This window comes from Streptomyces longispororuber, assembly GCF_024448165.1.
Taxonomy (GTDB): Bacteria; Actinomycetota; Actinomycetes; order Streptomycetales; family Streptomycetaceae; genus Streptomyces; species Streptomyces longispororuber_A.
The window spans coordinates 1-16,386 of sequence record NZ_JAMOLN010000219.1; the positions used below are offsets into that span (position 1 = coordinate 1).

Annotated in this window: 11 protein-coding genes and 1 pseudogene; 7 read left to right on the forward strand and 5 right to left on the reverse strand. The window is 73.6% G+C overall.

What is annotated here, in order from left to right:
* Positions 1–3: 3 nt before the first annotated feature.
* The 3 genes from M4J07_RS39670 (at position 4) to M4J07_RS39680 (ending at position 3,986) form a co-directional block, all read left to right on the forward strand.
* Positions 4–990, forward strand: a complete 987-nt coding sequence (locus M4J07_RS39670; RefSeq protein WP_255980574.1) for a nucleotide-binding protein — start codon at positions 4–6, stop codon at positions 988–990.
* Positions 987–3,128 (forward strand): protein kinase domain-containing protein, encoded by a 2,142-nt coding sequence (locus M4J07_RS39675; protein WP_255980554.1) that lies wholly within the window; start codon positions 987–989, stop codon positions 3,126–3,128. Before M4J07_RS39670 ends, M4J07_RS39675 begins: the two co-directional genes overlap by 4 nt.
* A gap of 99 nt (positions 3,129–3,227) precedes the next feature.
* Positions 3,228–3,986 (forward strand): class I SAM-dependent methyltransferase, encoded by a 759-nt coding sequence (locus M4J07_RS39680; RefSeq protein WP_255980556.1) that lies wholly within the window; start codon positions 3,228–3,230, stop codon positions 3,984–3,986.
* A 12-nt stretch (positions 3,987–3,998) separates the two neighbouring features.
* Here the strand turns inward: M4J07_RS39680 and M4J07_RS39685 are convergent, their stop codons facing one another.
* A complete protein-coding gene (locus M4J07_RS39685) occupies positions 3,999–4,520 on the reverse strand; it encodes a hypothetical protein (RefSeq protein ID WP_374215171.1) in 522 nt (173 codons plus the stop codon).
* A gap of 80 nt (positions 4,521–4,600) precedes the next feature.
* Positions 4,601–5,197, reverse strand: coding sequence for an MBL fold metallo-hydrolase (locus M4J07_RS39690; protein ID WP_255980560.1), 597 nt, complete (start codon positions 5,195–5,197; stop codon positions 4,601–4,603).
* A 200-nt stretch (positions 5,198–5,397) separates the two neighbouring features.
* Between M4J07_RS39690 and M4J07_RS39695 the strand changes: the two genes are divergently transcribed.
* Together M4J07_RS39695 and M4J07_RS39700 are read left to right on the forward strand one after the other, a co-directional pair.
* Positions 5,398–7,362 (forward strand): ATP-binding protein, encoded by a 1,965-nt coding sequence (locus tag M4J07_RS39695; RefSeq protein WP_255980562.1) that lies wholly within the window; start codon positions 5,398–5,400, stop codon positions 7,360–7,362.
* Entirely contained in the window at positions 7,353–8,900 is a 1,548-nt protein-coding gene (locus M4J07_RS39700) for an ABC transporter substrate-binding protein (protein ID WP_255980564.1), read from the forward strand. Before M4J07_RS39695 ends, M4J07_RS39700 begins: the two co-directional genes overlap by 10 nt.
* Here the strand turns inward: M4J07_RS39700 and M4J07_RS39705 are convergent.
* Positions 8,897–9,646, reverse strand: coding sequence for a Mut7-C ubiquitin/RNAse domain-containing protein (locus M4J07_RS39705; protein WP_255980566.1), 750 nt, complete (start codon positions 9,644–9,646; stop codon positions 8,897–8,899). The two genes, M4J07_RS39700 and M4J07_RS39705, sit on opposite strands and share 4 nt — an antisense overlap.
* Before the next feature lie 124 nt (positions 9,647–9,770).
* On the opposite strand from M4J07_RS39705, the gene prcB reads away from it, so the two are divergent.
* Entirely contained in the window at positions 9,771–10,604 is an 834-nt protein-coding gene (gene prcB, locus M4J07_RS39710; protein ID WP_255980568.1) for a proteasome subunit beta, read from the forward strand.
* Between the two features lie 86 nt (positions 10,605–10,690).
* On the opposite strand, the gene M4J07_RS39715 is transcribed toward prcB, so the two are convergent.
* Both M4J07_RS39715 and M4J07_RS39720 read right to left on the reverse strand, forming a co-directional pair.
* Entirely contained in the window at positions 10,691–13,507 is a 2,817-nt protein-coding gene (locus M4J07_RS39715) for a beta-L-arabinofuranosidase domain-containing protein (RefSeq protein ID WP_255980570.1), read from the reverse strand.
* Between the two features lie 99 nt (positions 13,508–13,606).
* Complete coding sequence (locus M4J07_RS39720; protein ID WP_255980572.1) at positions 13,607–15,739, reverse strand: pectinesterase family protein; 2,133 nt, start codon at positions 15,737–15,739, stop codon at positions 13,607–13,609.
* A gap of 141 nt (positions 15,740–15,880) precedes the next feature.
* On the opposite strand from M4J07_RS39720, the pseudogene M4J07_RS39725 reads away from it, so the two are divergent.
* Positions 15,881–16,386, forward strand: a pseudogene (locus M4J07_RS39725) (ATP-dependent helicase); the annotation flags it as partial.

The window sequence follows — 16,386 nt, forward strand, 5'->3', positions numbered from 1 at the left end:
AACGTGACGTCCGCCCCGAGCACGGCCCCGGTGGTCCGTCCCCGGCCGGGGACGCCGAGTCTTCCGTTCCCCGCTCCCGAGTCCGTGCCCACCGTCGATCCACGCCTCACGCAGGCGTTGGGGAAGCCGGTGCACGGGGACTCCGTGGCGCGGCGGACCGGGCAGTCGATCCGGCGGCTGTCGCTGTCCGGGGCGAAGGAGAGCCCGGAGGAGACCCGGCTCGCGCGGGAGTTGCAGCTGCCGGTGAGCACGGGCCGGGTCGTCGCCGTGACGTCGATCCGGGGCGGCGTCGGCAAGACCACCACCGCCGCACTGGTCGCCCGCACCCTGCAACGGTTCCGGCAGGACCCGGTCCTGGCCCTGGAGGCGGACGCCGCACTGGGCACGCTCGCGGTGCGGCTCGGCGCGCAGTCGGTGCGCTGGTCGTGCGCCGAACTGGCCCGCATCCTCACGCCGTCCATGCACCTGATGGACATCAGCGGCTACCTCGTCCCACTGCCCGACGGCGGCTGGCTGCTGCCCGCGAGCCAGGGCCGGGTGGGCCCGCCCCTCGACGTGGCCACCTACCGCACCGTCACCCTGGCCCTGCGCCGCCACTTCGCGGTGACCGTCGTGGACTGCGAGACGCTCCCCGGGGAGGTGGCCAGGACCGCGATGGACACCGCGCACGCCCGCATCGTCGTCGCCCCGATGACCGCCGAGGGCGTCGGCGGCACCCGCGTGGTGCTGGACTGGCTGGCCGGACTGCCGCACTCCGCCCTGCCGTCGACGATCGTGGCCCTCACCTCGGGCGCGCCCGACCAGCACCTCGACCTGCGGACGGCCACCGCCCATCTGCGGGAGACGGGCGTCGGCGTCGTGCACCTGCCGTACGACCGGCACCTCGCGGGTGGCGGCCCGATCCACCCCGACCTGCTCGCCTCGGCCACCCGCGACGCCACCGCACGGCTCGCCGCGGAAGCGGTGCAGCGGGCGGTGCACGTCCGGTGACGCCGCTGAGCCCGGAGGATCCGCCCGCGATAGGCGACTACACGCTGGCCGACCGGATCGGTACCGGCGGGATGGGCGTCGTGTACGCGGCCGCGTCCTCGACCGGGCGCCGGGTGGCGCTGAAGGTGGTGCACCAGCAGTTCGCGGACGACGAGGAGTTCAGGGGCCGGTTCCGGCAGGAGGTGGCCGCCGCACGGCGGGTGAGCGGCGTGTTCACCGCCGCCGTCGTCGACGCCGACCCGGAGGCCCCCCGGCCGTGGATGGCGACGGCGTACATCGAGGGCCCGACGCTCGCCGACCGGGTGCGCGACCAAGGAGCTCTGCACGGACGGGAGTTGCGCGACCTGGCGGTCGGGCTCGCGGAGGCGTTGCGCGACATCCACCGGGCGGGACTCGTCCACCGCGACCTGAAGCCCGCCAACATCGTGCTGTCGCCGGACGGTCCGCGCGTCATCGACTTCGGCATCTCGCGGGCCGCCGACAACCAGGCCCTGACGATGACGGGCCGGGTCATGGGCACGCCCCCGTTCATGTCGCCGGAGCAGTTGCAGGACCCGCGCGGCGCCGGCCCCGCGTCGGACGTATTCTCGCTGGCGGCGGTGCTGGTGTACGCGGCGACGGGGCACGGCCCCTTCGACGCGGACAGCCCGTACATGACGGCATATCAAGTGGTGCACGAACAGCCCGAGTTGACCGGGGTGCCGGTGACCCTGCGGGCGGCCGTGGAGCCGTGCCTCGCGAAGGACCCGGCGGACCGGCCGCCGCTCGGCGTCCTGCTCACCGCGCTGCGGCGGCTGCCCACGGCCGCCGACGCACCCGGCCGCGTGCCGCACCGGGAGCCGGCGACCCGCGTCGACACCACCGCCACGCCCGCCCGCCGGCCGCGCCGGCTGTTCCGGCTGCTCGGGGCGGCGGTCGGGCTGGCCGTCGTGGCGGGCGGCTGCGTCGTGATGCTGCGCTCGCCGGATGACCCGGGGAGCGCGGCGGTGGGGTCGGAGAAGGCCGTCAAGTCCGCGGTGCTGCCCGCCGGTTGGCACTCCTGGCAGACCCGGCTCGACTCGGGCCGGCTCGCGCCGCGCTGCGTGTCCGACGACGGCGGCCTCTACTGCACGGACGCGGACGACGCGGTGGCCCGGATCGACGGCGCGACCGGCCGGGTCGGGTGGCGCACCGGCACCCCGGCGGACCGGGGGGCGCCGCCGCTCGGGGTCACGGACCGGCTCGTGGTCACCCACGAGAAGCGGCCGGACGGTTCGTACGAGGTCGTGGGCCGGTCCCGTACGGACGGTCAGGTGCGGTGGCACCGCACGGTGTCGGGTCAGTGGCGGTACACGGCGATGGCCGGCGGCACCGTGTACGCCGTCCTGCCGGGCGAGCGTCAGGTGGCGGCGGTGCGCGCATCGGACGGCGCGGCGCTGTGGAAGGGGCAGGTGCCCGCGGGCTGGAACTGCGACCTGTACGCGTACGACGGCCCGCTGTTCGGCTTCTGCGAGGACGACGGGGTCACCGACACCTCCGCCGCGCCGAGCAGGCTGCTGACCTTCCGCGCGAAGGACGGCGCGCCGCACTGGCTGGCGTCGACCCTGTACGAGCTGGAGCCGCTCGGCGAGGCGGACGGCGATCTGGTGGCGCTGGGCTTCGACGGGGGCAACCTCGACGAGGAGGACATGGGTTCGTACACGACGCTCGTACGGATCGACACGACGAGCGGTTCGCTGCGCACGACACCGATCACCGGCATCGACCTCACGGTCCTCGCCGACCCCCATCTCCGTGACGGCGTCGTGTACTTCACGCGGATCACCGGTGAGACGGACGCCGTCGACGCGCGCTCCGGCAAGCACCTGTGGTCGCACCCGCGGGGCGACCGGGGGCTCGGCGTGACGGCCGAACCGGTCGTCTCCACCCGCCGCGACGAGGTGTACTTCCTGTCCGACAAGGACCGGCTGACCGCCGTCGACCGGCGCTCGGGCAAGGTCAAGTGGCGTGGCCCCGAGCGCAGTTCACGTGTCACGCCCGAGGGTCCGCTGGGCTTCCTCGCCCTCGTCGACGACGCGGTCGTCAGCGGCTCGAAGGGCCGGCTGACCGCCGTCTCTCCCGACGCCCCGGACGCGAAGCCCCGCACCGGCACCCCGTAGGCGACCTTGTGGGGCGGCATGCCGCCGGATACCGTCCCGATGTATCAACTCGATATATCGGGACGGCAGTTGCGGTCACCCGAGGATGCGGGAGAAGCCATGCGAGCGATCGACTACGACTCGGAGCAGCACCAGGACTACGCGCGTGGCCGGGCGCTGAGCGAGCGGCAGCTCGGGGTGTGGCTGGCCGCCTTCGAGGCGGTGCTGCCGGAGCGTCGCCCGCTGGCGGGCCTCGACGTGGGGTCGGGGACCGGCCGGTTCACCCCGGCGCTGGCCGACGCGTTCGGGCCGGTCATCGGCGTCGAGCCGGCGGCGCGGATGCGCGAGGTGGCCGAGACCCGGTCGTCCCATCCCGACGTGCGCTACGTCGCGGGCAGCGCCGAGGAGATGCCGGTCCCGTCCGCCGCCGCGGACTACGTGCTGATGGGCTGGTCCTGGCACCACGTCAGGGACCGGCCGCGGGCCGTCCGGGAGCTGGCCAGGGTGCTCAGGCCCGGTGGGCGGCTGCTGCTGCGCACGAACTTCAGCGACCACCATCCGCGGCCGTGGTGGCTGGAGCACTTCCCGCGCGGCTACGAGGCGGACGCGTCGATCTTCCAGCCGCTGCACGAGGTCATCGAGGGGTTCACGTCGGCCGGCTGGCGCGTCGCGGGCTTCGGCACGGTCACCGAGCCGTCGGCGGGCACCCGCGCCGCCATGCTGGAGCGGCTGCGGCTGCGCACCCTCTCGTTCTTCGCGCAGCTCGACCCGGCGGAACTGGAGACCGGGTTCGAGCGTCTGGAGAAGGCGGTCGCACAGGACCCCGACGCCCCGGCCCCGGTCTTCGCCGAGCCGCTGCTCACGCTCGAACTGCCCTGAGCAGGGCCGGGCTCAGCAGCCCTTGGAGATCGGCTCGAACGTCACGCGGGCCCGGTCGTCCGCCCCGTTGACCTTGCTGTAGACCGCCGGTGCGACGCGGAACCAGACGTCGTCCCTGGCCTTCTTGCCGTTCAGGTCGTCGAGGCGGACGCACCAGCGTTCCGGGCGCACGACGCGGGTATACGTCTCGGTGCCCTTGCGCACCTTGTCGCAGTCCCGGTAGCGGTCGGTGGTGTACCAGGTCCTGGTGCGGCCCTTCTTGCGCTGGGTGTGCTTGACCTTGCGGGTCTCGGTCTCGCACTTCTTCACGTAGTGCGGGCGGGTGCCCTTGGCGGTCTTCCGGGTGGTGTGCCGGACGGCGTCGCGCACCCCGCTGACCTTGTCGTCCCGGTCCTGCCCGGCCTGGTGCTGTCCGGCGTAGGCGCTGTCGGCCTTGCCGCCGTGCGACGACGACGCCTTGTCCGCGCCGCCGCACGCCGCGAGCGCGGCCACGAGCATCATCGTCAGTCCGGCGAGTGCCGGGCGCCGCTTCACGGACATAGCTCCTCTTGGTGTACATGCCATCAGGGACGGGAAGCGTAGCCGATCATGGGCGGTCGCCCGGTGGGCGGGGGTCACAGCGACTCGCCGGGCCGCAGGTGGCGGTAGCGCGTCCCGGACTCCGCGGCCAGCCACCCGCTGACGCTCGCCAGGCCCCGCTCGTTGATCTGCCCGTCGTGGATGGCGAAGGCCCGCTCGGGGCGGACCGCCCGGACGAAGTCGATCGCCTCGCCCGTCTTCAGCCAGGAGCCCTGGGCGGGGACGAGGAGCGTCTCGACCGGCCGCCCGGGGACATGCAGTGCGTCGCCCGGGTGGTAGAGCGCGTCGTCGACGAGGTAGCCGAGGTTCGGGCAGTCCGGCAGCCCGCCGTGGATCGGGGCGTGCCGGCCGCCGACCGCGCGCACCCGGAAGCCCGCCGCGTCGAACTCCTCGTCCGGCGCCACCGGGCGCACCGCGAGCCGGGGGACGTCCGCGCCCGCCGGGGCGAAGACGGGCACGCCGAGGGCGGCGAGCCGCAACACGTCGACGTGGTCGGCGTGTTCGTGCGTCACCAGCACGGCGTCGGCGCCGTCGAGGGCGGCCGGCTCGCTCCAGACGCCCGGGTCGACGACCAGGGTGCGGCCCTCGTGCTCGATCCGCACGCACGCGTGGGTGTACTTCGTGATCCGCATGGCGCCCCACCGTACGCACCACCCGTCGCGCGCATTGCGAAACTCGCCTTACAGCCCACGGATCGTCCGAATACCCTTACGAGGAACGGGAATTGATACGGTCCCGGGATTCCGGTGCGCCCAGTGGGGGGAGTGGGGTGGCTGCCGTCACCGACGACAGAGCCGGCCGAACGGAGCGGGACGCCGCGGTGCGCCGGCGCATGGCCGAGAGCCTGAACCGGCCGCAGGGACCACTGCGCCCGCTGCCCGCCGTGGTGGTCCTGGGCGGGCGCGGCAGCGGCAAGTCGACGCTCACCGCACATCTGCGCACCTGGGCCGAGCGCATTCCGCTCGCCGCCCTCGATCTGGAGCCGATCAGCGAGCGCGGCGGCACCCGGATCGACGTGCTCACCGAGCTGGCGTTCCAACTCAGCGCGCACCACGACGAGTTGCCGCAGTTGTCGTTCCCCGCGCTCGGTTCGCTGCTGGCCGCCGTCGGTACCGCCGTGGACGCCCGGAGCCGGGAGCGGGCCGTGCGCGAGATGGCCGAGGCGCTGCGCCAGGGGCGGGCCCGCGAGCACAGCTACGAGGAGCTGCTCGGCATCGCCGACACCGCGGCGCAGGCGGCCGGGCTGCCCGGCTGGGCGTCCGCGGTCGTGCCGCTGGTGCAGGGCGGGCTGCGGTCCTGGCGCGGGCTGCGGCTGCGCCGCCGGTTCGCCGAGACGTCCGCGGCGGGCCCCGGCCGGGGCGCCACCGCGGACTTCCTGGTCGGCGTGAACCGGCTCTACCACGGCTATCCCGCGCAGCGCGAGGAGGCCGAGCGGGTGCTGCTCGACGCGTTCCTGGCGGACCTGCGCGGCGCGTACGCCTCGGCGCACGCGGACCGCAAGCGGACCACGAACTGTCTGGCGCTCCTCGACAACGCCGACTCGACGGTCGGCGAGGCCTTCCTGCACCTGCTGCTCGACTCCCGCGAGCGGTCCGGACGCCCTGATCCGCTGCTCGTCGTCGCGACGGCCCGGCGCCGCCCGGAGGCGCTGGTGCGCGCGGAGACGGGCAGCGGCCGGCGTCCCGACTACCGCGAGAGCTGGCCGCAGCAGGGCGAGTTCGTCCCGCTGGCCGCGGGGCCGCTGCGGGCGGGCCGGCTGCGCGACCTGAACCGCCGCGAGGTCGAGGAGCAGGCCGCGGCCGCCGTGGACGCGCTGCCGGTCGGCTCGGTGCTGCCGAAGGCCGACAACGCGGTGCAGTGGCTCGGCTGGATCGTCTACGAGATCACGCGCGGTCATCCGGCCGGTACCGCCCAGGTCCTGGAGGTGCTCCGCCGGATGCCCGCCGACCTGCCGTGGGACCAGCGGGTGCGGCAGTGCCTCGCGCCGGTCGACGGCAGCGTCCGGCCCGCGCCCGTCCTGACGGCGGCCCCCGCCCTGACGGAGTGGCTGCTGCGGGACTGCTCGGCGCAGCTGGCCCGCGTCCTGCCGCGGGCCGCCGCCCCGCTCACCCTCGGCCGCGCCGAGACCTGTGACGCGCTGTGGGAGGGACAGGAGTCGGTCCTGCGCGAGTTCGTGAACCTCAGCGCCGACGACCTGCGCTCGGTGTCCGAGCCCGACGAGGGGCTGCCCGCGCTGCCCCGCCTCAGCCGCTTCCTGCTGCTGCGGCTGCTCGACGGCGCGCCCGGCTCCCCCGACCACGCCGGGACGTGGACGGGCGCGCACCGGGCGCTGCGGGCGGCGGCCCGGGCCCGCGGCGATCTGCGCGCGGCGGCCTACCACGATCTGGCGCTCGGTGAACTCCCGGCCGCCGTCGACTACTTGAGGGAGCGCTTCGACGAGGTGGGCGCCGACACGTGGTGCGCGGACCTGGCCTGGATCCAGCGCGCCCCGGCCCGCTGGCACGGCGCCCTGCCCGAGCCCGCCCGGGACCGGTACGAGCGGCTGGTCGGGGTGGCCGAGGGCGACGCGACCCGGCAGGCCGTCACCCGGCTCCTGACGGCGGGCTGGATCACGGCGCACCCGCGTGCGGACGGGGCTCCGCTGCCCTACGCGGACCCGCTGGGCGACCCGTACGCGGAGCTGTACCCGGACATCGCCGAGGAGTTCCTCACCCTGCGCCGCCCCATCGGCAACGAGCACGACCGCCATGTGCTGCTGCGCATGGCCCAGCGGTACGAGAGGAAACCGTGGTGGTAGACCCTGACGGCGGCCTGCGGTTCCAGCCGCGCCGGCCGCGGCGCCTGAAGTGGCCCTGGCAGGTCGCGGGCATCCTGGCGATCGCGGCGCTGGCGTGGGCCGTGATCGGCCCGCTCACGCCGGCCGACGACGGCAAGGGGGCGGAGTGCGCGCCGGGCATCCACCAGACGGGACCGCGCAAGGAGTGCATCGGCGTCTCCGACGGCTCGTTCGTCTTCGAGGACTCGCTCAAGGACGTGATGAGCAAGATCGCGACGGAGAACGGGCGGGTCGAGAAGTCCGGCAAGAAGTACGTCTCCGTCGTCTACGCGGAGCCGCTGACGACGGTGCCGGGCGAGGAGGAGGCCAAGTACGGGCTGCGCGGCGAACTGATGGGCGCGTATCTCGCCCAGCGCGAGCTCAACGACCCGGAGCTCGGCGCGGGCCGCGGGGACCTGCCCCAGATACGGCTCCTGGTCGGGAACCTGGGCCTGCGCTCCGAGCAGTGGAAGGAGCTGACCGACGATCTGATCGACCGCTCCGCGGGCAAGGACCAGGTCGTCGCCGTCGCCGGGTTCGGGCAGAGCAGGGGCGGCACCCGGCACGCCGTCGACGCGCTGCGCGAGGCGGGCATCCCGATGATGGGGGCCACGGTCACCGCGGACGGTCTCGCGGACGCGGCGCACACCGGCTTCTTCCGGGTCTCCGCGCCCAACCGCGACCAGGCCGCGGGCGCCGTCAACTACCTCAAGGAGCAGCAGCGCAAGCACCCGGGCTACAAGGTCGCCGTCATCCGGGACCGGAACACGGACGACATCTACAACACGTCGCTGTCCACGTCCTTCGGGACGGCGGCGAAGGCGAAGGGGCTCCGCCTGGAGGGCGCGCCGCTGGAGTACCTGTCGGGCGTGGACGGGGTGACGAACGCCTTCTCGTCGGTCGCGGACAAGGTGTGCGATCTGGCTCCCGACGCGGTGTTCTTCGCGGGCCGCGGTCTGAACATCCGCAACTTCATCAACTCCATGTCGGCGCCCGACCGCCGCTGCACCGTGACGCTCGTGACGGGTGACGACGCGCTCGGCGCGTACTACGGCACGAAGGAGAGCGAGCAGCGGCGCGAGAAGCTCCGCACGGAGTGGCGGGACAGCCGGGTGACCGTCCTCTACACGGCGCTCGGCCATCCCGCGCTCGCGGGCGCCCTGTACGAGAAGCCGAACGATCCGCTGCCCGACTTCGTCGACCTGTACCGGGCCGAGTTCGGCGGCAGCGACGACGCGGTCGCCAAGGCCCTGGAGGACGGGCAGTCGATCCTCGGCCACGACGCGGTGTGGACGCTGGGTGTCGCGGTGCGCAACGCGGCGGGCCCCGACGGCAAGGGCCCGGTCAACCCGGGCGCCACGCTGCAGATGCTGCTCCAGCTCGGCGGCAGCAAGGCCGTGTCGGGCCTCAGCGGCCCGATCGCGTTCGCCTCGGACGGCAATCCGGACGGCAAGCCGATGGCCCTGGTCCGGATGGAGCCGAGCGGCACCTACACGTTCCGGCAGGTGCTGCGCCCCTAGGGGCGGTCCGGCGCGGGTGCCGGTCCGAACTCCTCCATCGCCGCGCCCACCATCGCCTCCAGACGGTCGTGGTGGGCGCCGCGCCAGTACACGCGGGCGCAGTCCGTGCACTGGGCGAACACGTCGTAGGTGGCGCGGGTGCCGCCCTCGACGCGGTCGGCGACGTCCTCCTTGCGGGCCTCGGCGAGCGGGCCGTTGCACGCGGTGCAGCGGGTCCAGGGCGTCAGGGCGGGGGCGAACCGGCCGAGGACGTCGCGCAGCTGGTTGTCCGGCTTGTCGCTGTAGACGTAGCCGCCCGCCCACAGTTCGCGGCGCCGCAGCAGGCCCCGGTCCCGGCTGAGCAGGACGCGCCGTTCGGCGGCGGAGCGGGCGGCGAGGGCGGGGTCGCCGATGTCGGTCGACTCGTAGGCGGTGTCGACGCCGAGGAGCCTGAGGCGGCGGGCGAGGGTGCCGAGGTGGACGTCGAGGAGGAAGCGCAGGGGTGCGCCGGGGACGGCCTGGGGGCGGGTGACCGGGTGCACCTCGACGTGTTCGCCCGCGGCGGGGACGTGCCCGGTGGGCACGGCCGCGCCGTCCACGACGAGTTCGCCGACCTCCGTCAGCGGCACCCCGAGCGACTCGACGGCATGGCCGAGCGTGGACACGCCGTCGGTGACGAGCGGGGCGGCGGCGCCCGAGCGCCAGGCCTGCGGGACGAACAGCCCCAGTTCGGGGGCTACTTGGACGAGGATCTCCGGACCGTTCATCGGGCCAGAATGCCACGACGGCGCGGCCGGACGGTTCCGCGCGGCACGGACGGGACAGGAAGCCGTACAGAGGACGACCCGAGCACCGTGGAATCCGAGGACCACCGACAGAAGGCGAGAGCACATGACCGAGCACATCCGGGGGCTGCCACCCGTGTTCCTGGACAGCGCCACCTCGTCGTTCACCCACCTCGTCGAGCGCGTCGCCCCGCACGCCCTGCCGTGGCACCGGGCCGCCGGTGCGGGACCCGCGCCCGAGCTGCCGCACGGCACGACGGTGCTCGCGCTCTCCTTCGACGGGGGCGTCCTGATGGCCGGTGACCGGCGCGCCACCCTGGGGAACGTGATCGCGCAGCGCGACCTGGAGAAGGTGAACTACGCGGACGGGCACACGGCGGTGGCGTTCGCGGGGACCGTGGGGCTCGCCAAGGAGCTCGTGCGCCTCTACCAGCTGGAGCTGGAGCACTACGAGAAGGTGGAGCGCCGGACGCTCTCCCTCAACGGCAAGGCGCAGCGGCTCGCCGCGATGATCCGCGACCATCTGGCGCAGGCGATGCAGGGGCTCGTCGTCGTGCCGCTGCTCGCCGGCTTCGACACCGCGCGCGGCGTCGGCCGGATCTTCAGCTTCGACGTCACCGGGGGCCCGTACGAAGCGGTGGGCTTCCACTCCGACGGGTCCGGATCGCCCTACGCGCGGGGGGCGTTGAAGAAGCTGTACCGGCCGGGGATGTCGGCCGGGGACGCGACGACGGTGGCCGTGCAGGCGCTGTACGACGCGGCCGACGACGACTCCGCGACGGGCGGTCCCGACCTCGGCCGGCGGATCTACCCGTCCGTCGCGCTCGTCACCGAGGACGGCTACCGGCAGCTGCCGGAGGACGAGGTGCGGGCGGTCGCGGAGTCGGTGGTGTCGGCGCGGCAGTCCTCCCCCGAGGGGCCCACGGCGCCGCTCCTGTAGGACGCGGACGCCACGGCGGGCACCGACGACTGGTACGTGCGTGCTCCGTTCGGGGGCCGGGCGTCCGACGACGCCCGGCCCGCCGGTCACTTCTCGTACGAGGCCCCCCGCGCCACCCGCACGATCTCGGCCGCCTGCGCCGCCGTGAGCAGTCCGTCGGCGGTCCACGCGGTGGCGGTCTCCCGGACGTGGGCGACCAGCGCGTTCCTGCCGGGGAACGGGGCGGCGGCCCAGACCGCGTCGAGGAACGAACTCCCGTCTTCCCGTACGGGGTTGGCGACGCCCGAGTCGGTGCCGCCGAACACGACGGTCGGTTCGGAGCGGTGGAAGTACGCATGGGTGGGGTCCTGCGTGCCCTCCAGGAACGGGGCGAACCCGACGCCGTCGAGCGTGAAGTGCAGGGGCTTCCCGGCGACGGGGGTGAGGGCGGGGCGCAGGTCGCCGGAGAGCGCGGCGCCGCCGTACAGGCCGAACTCCAGGGCGGTGGTGCGGGCGTCGCGGGCGACCAGGTTCACCGGACCGCAGAAGAGGGCCTGGGTGCGGTGCGGGTCGTCGGGGGTCTGCTCCACCCGGACCCGGAACGGCATCGCGATCCGCACGGTGTCGCCGTCCCGCCAGGTGCGCGACACCGTGGTGTACGTGCCCGGCTTCGCCGAACCGCCTTGCACCGCACGCCCGTTGACCGTGACGCGGAAGCCGTCGACGGCCCAGGCCGGGACCCGCAGCCGGAGCGCGAAGGCGGCCGTGCGGCCGTGGACGGTGAGCGTGCTGCCCTGTTCGCGCGGGAAGTCCGTGGTCTGGGTGACGGTGACGCCGCGATCGGCCCAGGTCAGCGTCGAGGCGGTGTAGAGGTTCACGTAGAGGGCGCTGTCGTCGGCCGCCTTGAAGTACACGGTGTCCTGGTACTTGGTGGCGCTCTCCATCCCGGTGCCCTCGCAGCAGGTGGTGCCCGCCTTCGGCGTGTAGTCGCGGACGTGGCCGGGCTGCAGGCCGATGAAGTAGGTGACGAGCGGCTTCTCCGCGTCGGCCGCGTCCTGCTTGGAGCCGAGCACCTGGTTGAGCAGGGCCCGTTCGTAGAAGTCCAGGTACTTGGGGTCCTGGTCGTGCAGGAACAGCAGCCGGCTGAGCTTGAGCATGTTGTACGCGCAGCAGGTCTCGGCGTTGACGTCGCTGAGCGTCGAGGCGATGACGCCGGGGTCGCCCCAGAACTCGCGGTTGCTGGTGCCGCCGATGGCGTACGTCCGGGACGGCACGACCATGTCCCAGAAGGCGCGGGCGGCGTTCAGGTAGCGGTCCTCGCCGGTCACGTCGTACAGGCGGAGCACTCCGGTGAGGACGGGGATGTGCTGGTTGGCGTGGAGGCCGCTCAGCGTGTCCTGGCCCGCGGCGCACGCGTCGATCAGCTTGTCGAGGTCGAACAGGCGGGCCAGGGCGAGGTGGCGGGGGTCGCCGCTGATCACGTACAGGTCGACGATCGCCTCGACGATCCCGCCGAACTCGCCGCTGGAGAAGATGCCCCACATGCGCTGGAGGGTGGCCGCGGGCAGCACGGAGAGCCGGGAGTGCATCCAGTCGCACAGGCCCTCCGCGAGGTCGAGGGCCTTGGCGTCGCCGGTGGCGACATGGGCGTCGACGAGACCGCGCAGGATCTTGTGGGCCGTGTAGTAGGGCGCCCAGACCTTGGTGTAGTCGCCGCCGGTCATGGACTCCAGGGCGATGAACTGGGTCTCCGGGTAGGCGGCGAGGAATCCCGGGTGGCTCGGGCCGCCCCACGTGCGGCGCAGCGTCGCGGTGCGGGCGTTGCCCGAGGCGTCGGCGAAGGTGGAGCCGCCGGTCTCGTCGAAGCCGTACGCGGCCAGGTCACCGGCGCCCCGGTAGGAGCCGTCGTGCAGGGCCGCGATGTCGTCCGCGTCCAACGCCCTTGAGAACAGGTGGACTTCGTCGAGGGCACCGGCGAACACGGGGTCGCCCGCGTAGTGGGAGCGGCCGAGCCAGTGGTCCTTCAGCGTGCCGAGCGCGGCGGGAGTGAGGATGAGGGCGGGGTTGCGCGCGACCTCGCGGCCGTCGACGTACAGGATGCCGGTGCCGCCGCCGAGCGTGACGGCGACGTGGCTCCACTCGCCGACCGGCAGCGGCGCCGTGCCGTCGATGCCCTGCTCGCCCCCCGCGCCCGAGGTGGTGACGGCGAACCGGGGGTTGCCCTGGGCGTTCCGCGCGGCCAGGTACAGGTACCGGCTGGTGTCGTCGCCGAAGTCGGCGATGCGGGCCCAGGCGTCGGCGTGCTCGGGCCGCACCCGGACGGCGAGCGTCAGCGCGTCGCCCGCACCGTCGAGGACACCGCCGGGCAGGTCGACGTACTGGTAGGAGCCGCGGATGTTCGAGACGGCGCGGCCGCCGGAGCGGCCCTCGACGCTCAGCACGGTGGGGTCGGCGCGCAGCGCGGCCCGCACCCCGTACAGCTCCCCCACGACGGTGCGGATCTTGTCGGCGTACACCTGCTCGCCCGTGCTCGCCCAGGCCTGCGCCAGCATGGTCAGGAAGTGGCCGGTGGTGTGCCCGCGGAGGTTCCCGTTGGCCTCGCCGTCGAGCCCCTCCCAGCCGCCGGGCGCGACGGCTCCCGGGGTGGGCAGCCCCACGTTCGCGCGGAAGACCTGCACGAGCCGCATCTCGTCGTAGCCGCGCCCGAAGTCCAGCATCAGACGCCGCTTGTCCGCGAACACGCCCTTGCCGAGGGCGACGTCACCGAGCCCGAAGGGGTGCACGGCCCAGGCGGCGGGCGCGGGCGCCCCCGCGGGCGTGCCGGCGCGGGGTGCGGCGGCCGCGCGTCCGGGGGTGAGGGAGAGCGCCGCCGCACCGAGTGCGGCGGCGCCCATGAGGGATCTTCTGGTGGGGCCGGGTGCCATGTCCGTACGACCTCTCCTGTTCGAAATACCGACAGCGGTTCGGTAAGCCGAGCAGAAGCTAGACGCCCTGCCCCTACCCGTCAATGCCCTCTCGGCGCCTCACTGGGCGGTCGGCGACCAGCCGCCCAGCCAGTCCGCGACCTCCTGCTCCGCGGCCTGCGCGTCGGTCAGCTGTGGCCGGTCCGCGCTCGCCGCGCCCGCTCCGGCGCCGGTGTTCCGGTACTCGGCGAACCGGTCGTCCTTCCACGAGAACCCGCCCATGTCGGTCCAGGGCGTCGACCTGATCGCGGCGCTCAGCGCCGAGTCGCGGACGGTGGTCTGCGGGTCGAGGGCGGCGTTGCCGCCCGCGTGCCAGTTGCGGCCCAGATAGAAGCTCCCTGCGGTGACGTCGCCGCTCACGGTCGAGCGGTTGATGAGGATCCCCTTGTGGCCCGCCGCGGTGCTCGGCGCCGTGACGTACCCGGCCGAGGTGCCGTTCCACCGCTTCTTCAGGGTGATCACCGACTTGTCGACGACGGCGGTGGCGCCGCCGAAGATGAAGTCGACGTTGCCCACGACGTACGAGTCGGCCAGGTAGACCCGCTTGCCCGCGCCGTCGAGCAGCAGGGTGTCCTGGTCGCCGCTGACGATGACGCCGTCGAGGAAGACCTTGTCGGCGCCGGTGCGCAGGGCGACGGCCTGCGCGGCGACGGACTGGTCCTTGCTCTCGTCGAAGTCGTTGGTGACGCTGAGGTTGCGCAGCTGGGTGTCGTCGGCGAGCACGGCGACGGTGGCGCTGCCGGAGGTGCCGTACGTCGACCCGTCCGGCCTGGTCGACCCGGCGGCGTGCCCCTCGACGATGACGGTGTCCTTGCGGCTGCCGCCGGTGCCCCGGATCGTGACGTGCGGCTTGTTCGCGGGCACGGTCACGGTCTCCCGGTACGTGCCGGGGGCCACGGTGATGACGACGCGCTTGCTGTTGTTCGCCGGCACGGCGTCGACGGCGGCCTGCACCGTGGTGTAGCTGCCGGTGCCGTCCTTGGCCACGGTGGGCGCGGCGGCGGCTGCCTTCGTGGTGGCGCCCGCGGTGGCCGCGGTGGTGCCGATCGAACTCCTGGGTCCCGCACCGGACTTCAGGAGTGCCGGGACGTCGGCGGCCTTGTCGAGCGTGTAGGCGTAGAAGTCCTTCGGTTCGAAGGCGGTGCCGCCGCTCTGGTTCTTGCCCGTGGTGCCGGAGAAGATGCTGCCGCGCTGCACGAGCGAGGCGGTGTCGTCCATGGTGACCGGATTGTTCATGCCCTGGAAGTAGCTGTTCTCCAGGACCATCTTCGTCCGGCCGCGCGAGTAGTTGCCGTACGACGAGGTGATGTCGGTGCCCGGGTCGTCCTGGAGGTAGTTGTTGTAGAGGTGGGCGTGGGCGGCGTTGTCGGTGGAGGGGTTGCGCTGTTCCGTCTCGCGGATCCAGTTGTGGTGGATGGTGATGTCGGTGACGACGTTCTCGGTCCAGCCGATGCCGAAGGCCTTGTTGTCCTGGCTGAGCCTGTTCCAGGAGACGGTGACGTCCGTGGAGTCCTTGCGGACGTCGATCAGGCCGTCGGCCATGTGCCGCAGGTCGTTGTGGTCGATCCACACGTGGTGCGCGCCGTCCATCTGGATGGCGTCGAAGTCGTGCTCCTTGTCGTTCCACGTGCCCTGGTAGGCGTCGCGGATCGTCAGATTGCGGATGATGACGTTGTGCACGCCGGTACCGAGGAAGAAGCCGCCGCCGACGATGTGTCCCGAGGTGCCGGAGCCGACGATGGTCTTGTCGGAGGCGACCTTGATCTCCTTGCCGACGGGGTCCATCGGGATCGCCGCGGCGACGACGATGACGTACGGCTCACTGGCGGTGGCGTACTTCTCCAGGTCGGCGAGGGTCCTCACGGTGACCGTCCGGCCGCCGCGCCCGCCGTACGTGCCGTTCTGGCCCTGCGCGTTCACCGACGCGAAGCCGTCGGCGACGTCGTCGGCCCAGGCCACGGAGGTCTGCGGCGTCGCGGGGGCCGCCGATTTCGCCGGGGTCGCGGCAGAGGCCCGGTCGCCGTCGACGCCGAGCAGGCCGCCGCCGTACGCGAGGGCGGCCGCGGCGGCCACCGCGAGCGGCGCCCCCACGACGAGGGCGGTGCTGCGCCTGCGATGCCTGGCCTTGCCGCGGCCCGTTCCGCGGGGCGTACCGGGAGCCGTTCGCGGGGTCTCTTGGGGTGTGTCGCTCATCTGCGCCTGCACTCCGTAGGAGGTGGGGGTGTCCCGTGCCGGGTGGCACGGGCCGATGAGCGGTCGTCGCCGGGAGGCCGGAAGGTTGCCGCCTTACGGTGGGAAGATGCCGGGCCGGGATCCGGGGACACGGGAGGACGGATGGGGCGCAGCGAACGGGAGGCGGTCGCACGGGGTGCCCGGCTGCACACCGCGGCGCGGTCGTTGCTGTCGGACCACGAGCGGGCCGTGCGGGCGGCGCGCGACGCCCTCGCGCCGATCCTCGACGAGGCGGTGGCCAGGACGCTCGATGTGATGCCGGTGGCCCGGCTCCAGGAGGCCACCGAGGGGCGGCTCCGGCTCGACGCCGTGGAGCGCGCCGGGCTCGCGACGGTGGCCCAGGTGCTGGACGCCGGGCCGGGACGGCTGCAGCAGATCCCGGGAGTCGGACGCGTGACGTCGACCCAGCTCCTGGGCGCCGCACGGCGGTTGGCGGACGCGGTGCACGACAGCGTCGCCGTGCACATCGACGTGGACCGGCCCGAGCCGCGGACGACGGAGCTGGTGCGGACGCTGCACGTCCTGGTGGCGGCGGGCCCGGACGCACGGCGGGCCGTGGAGGCCGCGGGCGCGCTCGACCGGCGGCTCGGACCGCTCCTCGGCGCGGC